At 68.1% G+C, this 4,648-nt stretch carries 5 protein-coding genes and 1 pseudogene; 1 reads left to right on the top strand and 5 read right to left on the bottom strand.

Annotated elements, in window-relative coordinates:
* Together DSP71_RS18870 and DSP71_RS18865 are read right to left on the bottom strand one after the other, a co-directional pair.
* Positions 1 to 765 (bottom strand): annotated as a pseudogene (locus DSP71_RS18870) (hypothetical protein); the annotation flags it as partial.
* Between the two features lie 87 nt (positions 766 to 852).
* On the bottom strand, positions 853 to 1,413 hold the full coding sequence (locus tag DSP71_RS18865; protein ID WP_058632957.1) for an acyl-CoA thioesterase: 561 nt from the start codon (positions 1,411 to 1,413) through the stop codon (positions 853 to 855).
* Between the two features lie 131 nt (positions 1,414 to 1,544).
* Here DSP71_RS18865 and DSP71_RS18860 point away from each other — a divergent pair, with 131 nt between their 5' ends.
* Positions 1,545 to 2,054 carry a GNAT family N-acetyltransferase gene (locus DSP71_RS18860; RefSeq protein ID WP_045264712.1) on the top strand — a complete coding sequence of 170 codons (510 nt, stop codon included), beginning with the start codon at positions 1,545 to 1,547 and terminating at the stop codon, positions 2,052 to 2,054.
* Between the two features lie 76 nt (positions 2,055 to 2,130).
* Here DSP71_RS18860 and DSP71_RS18855 read toward each other — a convergent pair whose 3' ends face one another.
* From DSP71_RS18855 to DSP71_RS18845, 3 genes are all read right to left on the bottom strand, one after another.
* Positions 2,131 to 3,282, bottom strand: coding sequence for an acetyl-CoA C-acetyltransferase (locus DSP71_RS18855; RefSeq protein ID WP_113681816.1), 1,152 nt, complete (start codon positions 3,280 to 3,282; stop codon positions 2,131 to 2,133).
* 33 nt (positions 3,283 to 3,315) lie between these two features.
* The gene (locus tag DSP71_RS18850) at positions 3,316 to 3,774 is read right to left on the bottom strand and encodes an ASCH domain-containing protein (RefSeq protein WP_113681815.1); all 459 of its coding nucleotides are present in this window, start codon (positions 3,772 to 3,774) and stop codon (positions 3,316 to 3,318) included.
* Between the two features lie 4 nt (positions 3,775 to 3,778).
* Positions 3,779 to 4,648, bottom strand: an 870-nt coding sequence (locus tag DSP71_RS18845; RefSeq protein ID WP_258546553.1) for a cytochrome b/b6 domain-containing protein, incomplete at its 5' end; no start/stop codon positions are given.

The following is a 4,648-nucleotide window of genomic DNA, read 5'->3' as shown; positions in this document are numbered from 1 at the left end:
CAGGGGGCCCGCCTCGGAGAGGACCCAGCCGATCCCCTCCCACAGCCAGCGCAGGGGAGCCACGGCGTCGAGGATGCCCTCCCGCACCGTCTCGAGGTACGCCATCGCCGCGCGACTGTCGACCCAGGCCTTGATCGCGTCGAAGATGTCGCCGAGCACCATCACCGAGAAGAAGACCCAGACGACCTCGAAGTACACCGCCACCGGCGACAACCAGGCCGCGAGCTTCGGCGACCACTTCGACCACGCCCATCGACCGGCGAACGCGAGCACGATGATCGCGATGGTCCACACGTTGATCGGCAGGTTGAGCACGGTGTCGTCCGAGCTCACGGGCGGCTCGCCGTTCACGCTCGCCGTCCACACGATGCCGTTGCGCACCTCGAGAGCGCGGAGCGAGTAAGCCCGCACGTCCTCGCCGAGCAGCCCCTGCGCCCAGTACACCGCGAAGAACGGCAGGATGCCGGCGAGAAGGGCCGAGAGGAAAGTACGCCGACGCTCCACCGGCGACTCCGGCAGCGGTGCCACCTCCTGCAGGTTGCGCAGACCGTCGCGCAGCACGAGGAACATCGCCACCAGGCTCACCAGCCGGGCGAGGATCGCGATCGGCAGCACCAGGAAGCCCAACGTCGCCGACGAGGCTCCGATGAAGCCGGCGATCTCTGTGACCCCGTAGTGCACCAGGACGCCCGCGAGGTACCACGCCATCAGCGCAGGCCAGTGCCGCCACAGCACTCGCCCGGTCGTCGTCAGGATCGCCAGCACACGCCTAAGCTACCGCGCCGGTGCGGACGGAGAGAACGTTCCTCTGCCGCTCAGCCCCTAGGGGTTTTCGAACTCAGCCCCAGACGCTCAGCCCCAGACGCTCGGGGCCTTCGCCCGCACGGGAGGAAGCGCCGAGGCCGCTGCCCAGTCGTGCACCCAGGCGTCGATCTCCGGAACACCCTCCGGCTTGCCCACGGCCGCGAAAAGCTCCTCGTTGCTGACGGTCCCTCCGGTGCGTCGCAGCATCCTGGCCCGCACGATCGCCCGTGCGTAGACCTCGCCGTCCACGACGGCGCGGTGCTCCATGAAGAGCGCCTTGTCGTCGTGCCCGATGAAACGCGACTGCACCTCGAACCGCTGCCAGAGCTGCAGCGACTTGCGGAACGTGATCGTCTCGCTGGAGACGACCGCATACCAGCCCCGGTCCTTCATCGCATCGAACAGTCCGGTGCGGATGAGCAGGTCCCAGCGCCCGAGGTCGAACAACGACAGGTAGCGGCCGTTGTTCATATGACGCAGGATGTCGATGTCGGTGGGCAGCGTGGTCAGGGTGATGCTGCCGACGGCGGTGGGGTCGAGGGCCTTCCCCCGTCGCACGCGGCGGCGAGCACCGAGGATCACCAGGAGGGTCCGCCAGATCACGTTCACGAACATCGATCGTAGCCAGGAGTGCACGATCGGCGAACATCGTTGTGCGAAACCTCCATGACCGCGGGAAGGGTGTCATCGGACATCCCCTCGATTTCCCCTTCGCGGACGCCGCGCGTAGAGTCACGACCATGAGCGCCGAAGCCCAGCCTGAAGTCATCGTCCGTCCGGTCCGTGATGTGGATGCGGAAGCCCTCGGTCGCGTGCATGCGCAGTGCTGGCACGAGACCTACGACCACCTGATCAGCAAGGCGGCGCTGGAGAAGGTCTCGCCCCGCCGCATGGCCGAACTGTGGACGCACTGGGCCTCGCAGGGCCCCGAGTTCAAGATGAACGCCGCGCTGGTCGACGGGGAGATCGTGGGCTTCGTCGGCTCCGGCCCCGCCCGCGACAAGGACGCTCCGGCGTTCCGCGAGCTCTACTTCATCTACCTGCTCGACGCCTATCACTCCACCGGCATCGGCCAGAAGCTGTTCGACGCCGCCGTGGAGAAGGACGAGCCGCTGTACCTGTGGGTCGCCGAGGACAACCCTCGCGCGCACCGGTTCTACACCCGCAACGGATTCCACCTCGACGGCGCATCGCACACCGAGCCGTTCCTGGGCGAGACGCTGACCGAAGTGCGCTTCGTCCGCCCCTGACCCTCCGAGCACGTGCAGAGCGGGCCGTCTCCCCCGGGAGGCGGCCCGCTCTGTCGTCACCGCGGGATCAGGGGCGTCAGAGCCGTTCGACGATGGTCACGTTCGCGACCCCGCCGCCCTCGCACATGGCCTGCAGACCGTAGCGTCCGCCCGTGCGTTCGAGCTCGTTGAGCATCGTGGTCATCAGCCTGGTCCCGGTCGCGCCGATGGGGTGACCGAGCGCGATGGCTCCGCCGTTGACGTTCACCCTCTCGTGCGGAGCATCGAGCTCGCGCATCCAGGCGAGCACCACGGGAGCGAAGGCCTCGTTCACCTCGAACAGGTCGATGTCGGAGACCCGCATCTCCGCGCGCTCCAGCGCGAGCTTCGTGGCGGGGATCGGAGCGGTGAGCATGAGGATCGGACTGTCGCCGCGCACCGTCATCTGATGGATGCGGGCACGGGGCGAGAGCCCGTGGTCACGTACGGCCTGCCCGCTGGCGATGAGCACGGCGCTGGACGCATCGCTGATCTGCGACGACACGGCGGCGGTGATCCGTCCACCCTCCCGCAGCGGCGCGAGCCCCGCCATCCGCTCCAGCGTCGTGTCGCGGCGCACACCCTCGTCGTGGTCGAGACCGTTCAGCGGAGCGATCTCGCCGATGAAGCGACCCTCGTCCTGCGCCAGGGCTGCACGACGATGGCTCTCCAGGGCGAACCGCTCCATCTCCTCGCGGGAGATGTCCCACTTCTCGGCGATCAGCTCGGCACCGGCGAACTGCGAGATCTCCTGATCGCCGTAGCGGTCGGTCCAGGCGGGCGACTGCGCGTACGGCGTGGTGAAGCCGTAGGACTCCCCCACGGTGGCCGCGGCGGTCAACGGCACCTGCGACATGTTCTGCAGTCCGCCCGCGATCACGAGGTCGCTCGTGCCGCTCATCACGGCCTGCGCCGCGAAGTGCACGGCCTGCTGGCTCGACCCGCACTGCCGGTCGATGGTCACCCCGGGAACGTGCTCGGGGAATCCGGCGGCGAGCAGAGCCGTCCTGGCCACGTTGCCGGATTGGCCGCCGATCGCGTCGATGACGCCCAGGATCACGTCGTCCACCGCACCGGGGTCGATCCCCGCCCGGTCGACGAGCGCCCGAAGGCTGTGGGCGCCGAGGTCCACAGGGTGGACCTCGGCGAGCGATCCGCCGCGCCTGCCGACCGGCGAACGGACCGCGTCGACGATGTATGCCTCAGCCATGATCGCGCCTCTCCTCCAGTCCCTCGGGACTCTCTAGGCCGGGAACACCAGCCGGAACCGCTCGCAGACCACCGGCATGTCCGGTTCGTAGCCGCGCGGGTTCTCGGAGTGGGTGCGCCAGTAGCGTTCGTGCACCTCGCGCCAGTGCGTCAGCGTGCGGTCGCCCTCCCCCTCGGCGAAGGCATGGGCCTCGTCGACCTCGTCGAACGGCGTGATGTCGATCGTCGTGGTCTCGATCACAGCCCGCGGGGCGCCGGTCCCGTCCAGGATGATGCTGAGCTCGCCCACAGCGGGGAGAGGGTCGCCGGTCGCTTCGTAATCCCAGAGGGACGACGCGGTGCCGACCTTGATGCCGTCGAGCACGAGTGCCAGCAGCTCGTCGGCGTGCTCGGGCGTCGCCCCGAACCCCCAGGCTTCCGGCCGCGTCTCCGGGAGGTGAGGCAGGGTGGTCCGCACTGTGCGCCAGTATTCGGCGATGACCTCGTCGCTCATCTGCTCACCGACCCGAGACCTTGCCGAACACCTTGGCGATGGGGGCGAGCACGAGCGGACGCGCAGCCGCCCATCCGATTGCGATCACCACGAGCGACAGGATGAACACCCAGAATCCGGTCCACGTCACCGCGTCCTGCGACGCGAACATGTGGTTCAGGTTGCGCAGGAACCCGGTCAACATGACGAGCGCCACGTGCGCGATGATGAACGCCACGAAGTACAGCATGATCGGGAAGTGCAGCGCCCGCGCCCACTCGACCGGGTACGCCTTCGACAGCTTCTCGGCCTTCTTCGGCCACAGCCCCGACATGCGGAAGCCGGTGATCGCGGCGAGCGGCGCCGCGATGAACACGGTGGCGAAGTAGGCGAGCTGCTGCAGGCTGTTGTAGTTGTTCCAGCCGTTCTCGTGCGGCCAATCGAACGAGATGTACTGCAGGGCCGCCGAGAGGGCGTTCGGGAACACCTCCCAGCTGGTCGGGACGATGCGCACCCAGTGCCCCGTGACGAACAGCAGCACGACGAAGATCACGCCGTTGACGAGCCACAGGATGTCGAGCGACTGGTGGAACCACAGGTTGAGGCTGATCTTGCCCTTCGCGTTGTTGCGAGGGGTCCAGAAGACCGTCGGACGCTTCTCGGTGCGCACCTGCAACCCCGAGCGGATGATCAGCACCATCAGGAACATGTTGAAGAAGTGCTGCCACCCGATCCACGGGGCGAATCCCGGCTCGACGGCGATCCCGGGCTCGTACTCGCCGGGGAAGGCCGCCAGGAAGTCCTGCATGAACGGGAAGCTCAGGAGCGTGCGCACGAACGCGATGGCGGCTCCGGCGAGCACCCCGAGCGCAGCGGCTCCGAACAGCACGCCGAT

It is taken from the genome of Microbacterium sp. H6 (assembly GCF_003314775.1).
In the GTDB taxonomy this organism is placed as follows: domain Bacteria; phylum Actinomycetota; class Actinomycetes; order Actinomycetales; family Microbacteriaceae; genus Microbacterium; species Microbacterium oxydans.
Note: the sequence above shows the minus strand (reverse complement) of the source record. Positions and strands in the feature narration are given on the sequence as shown.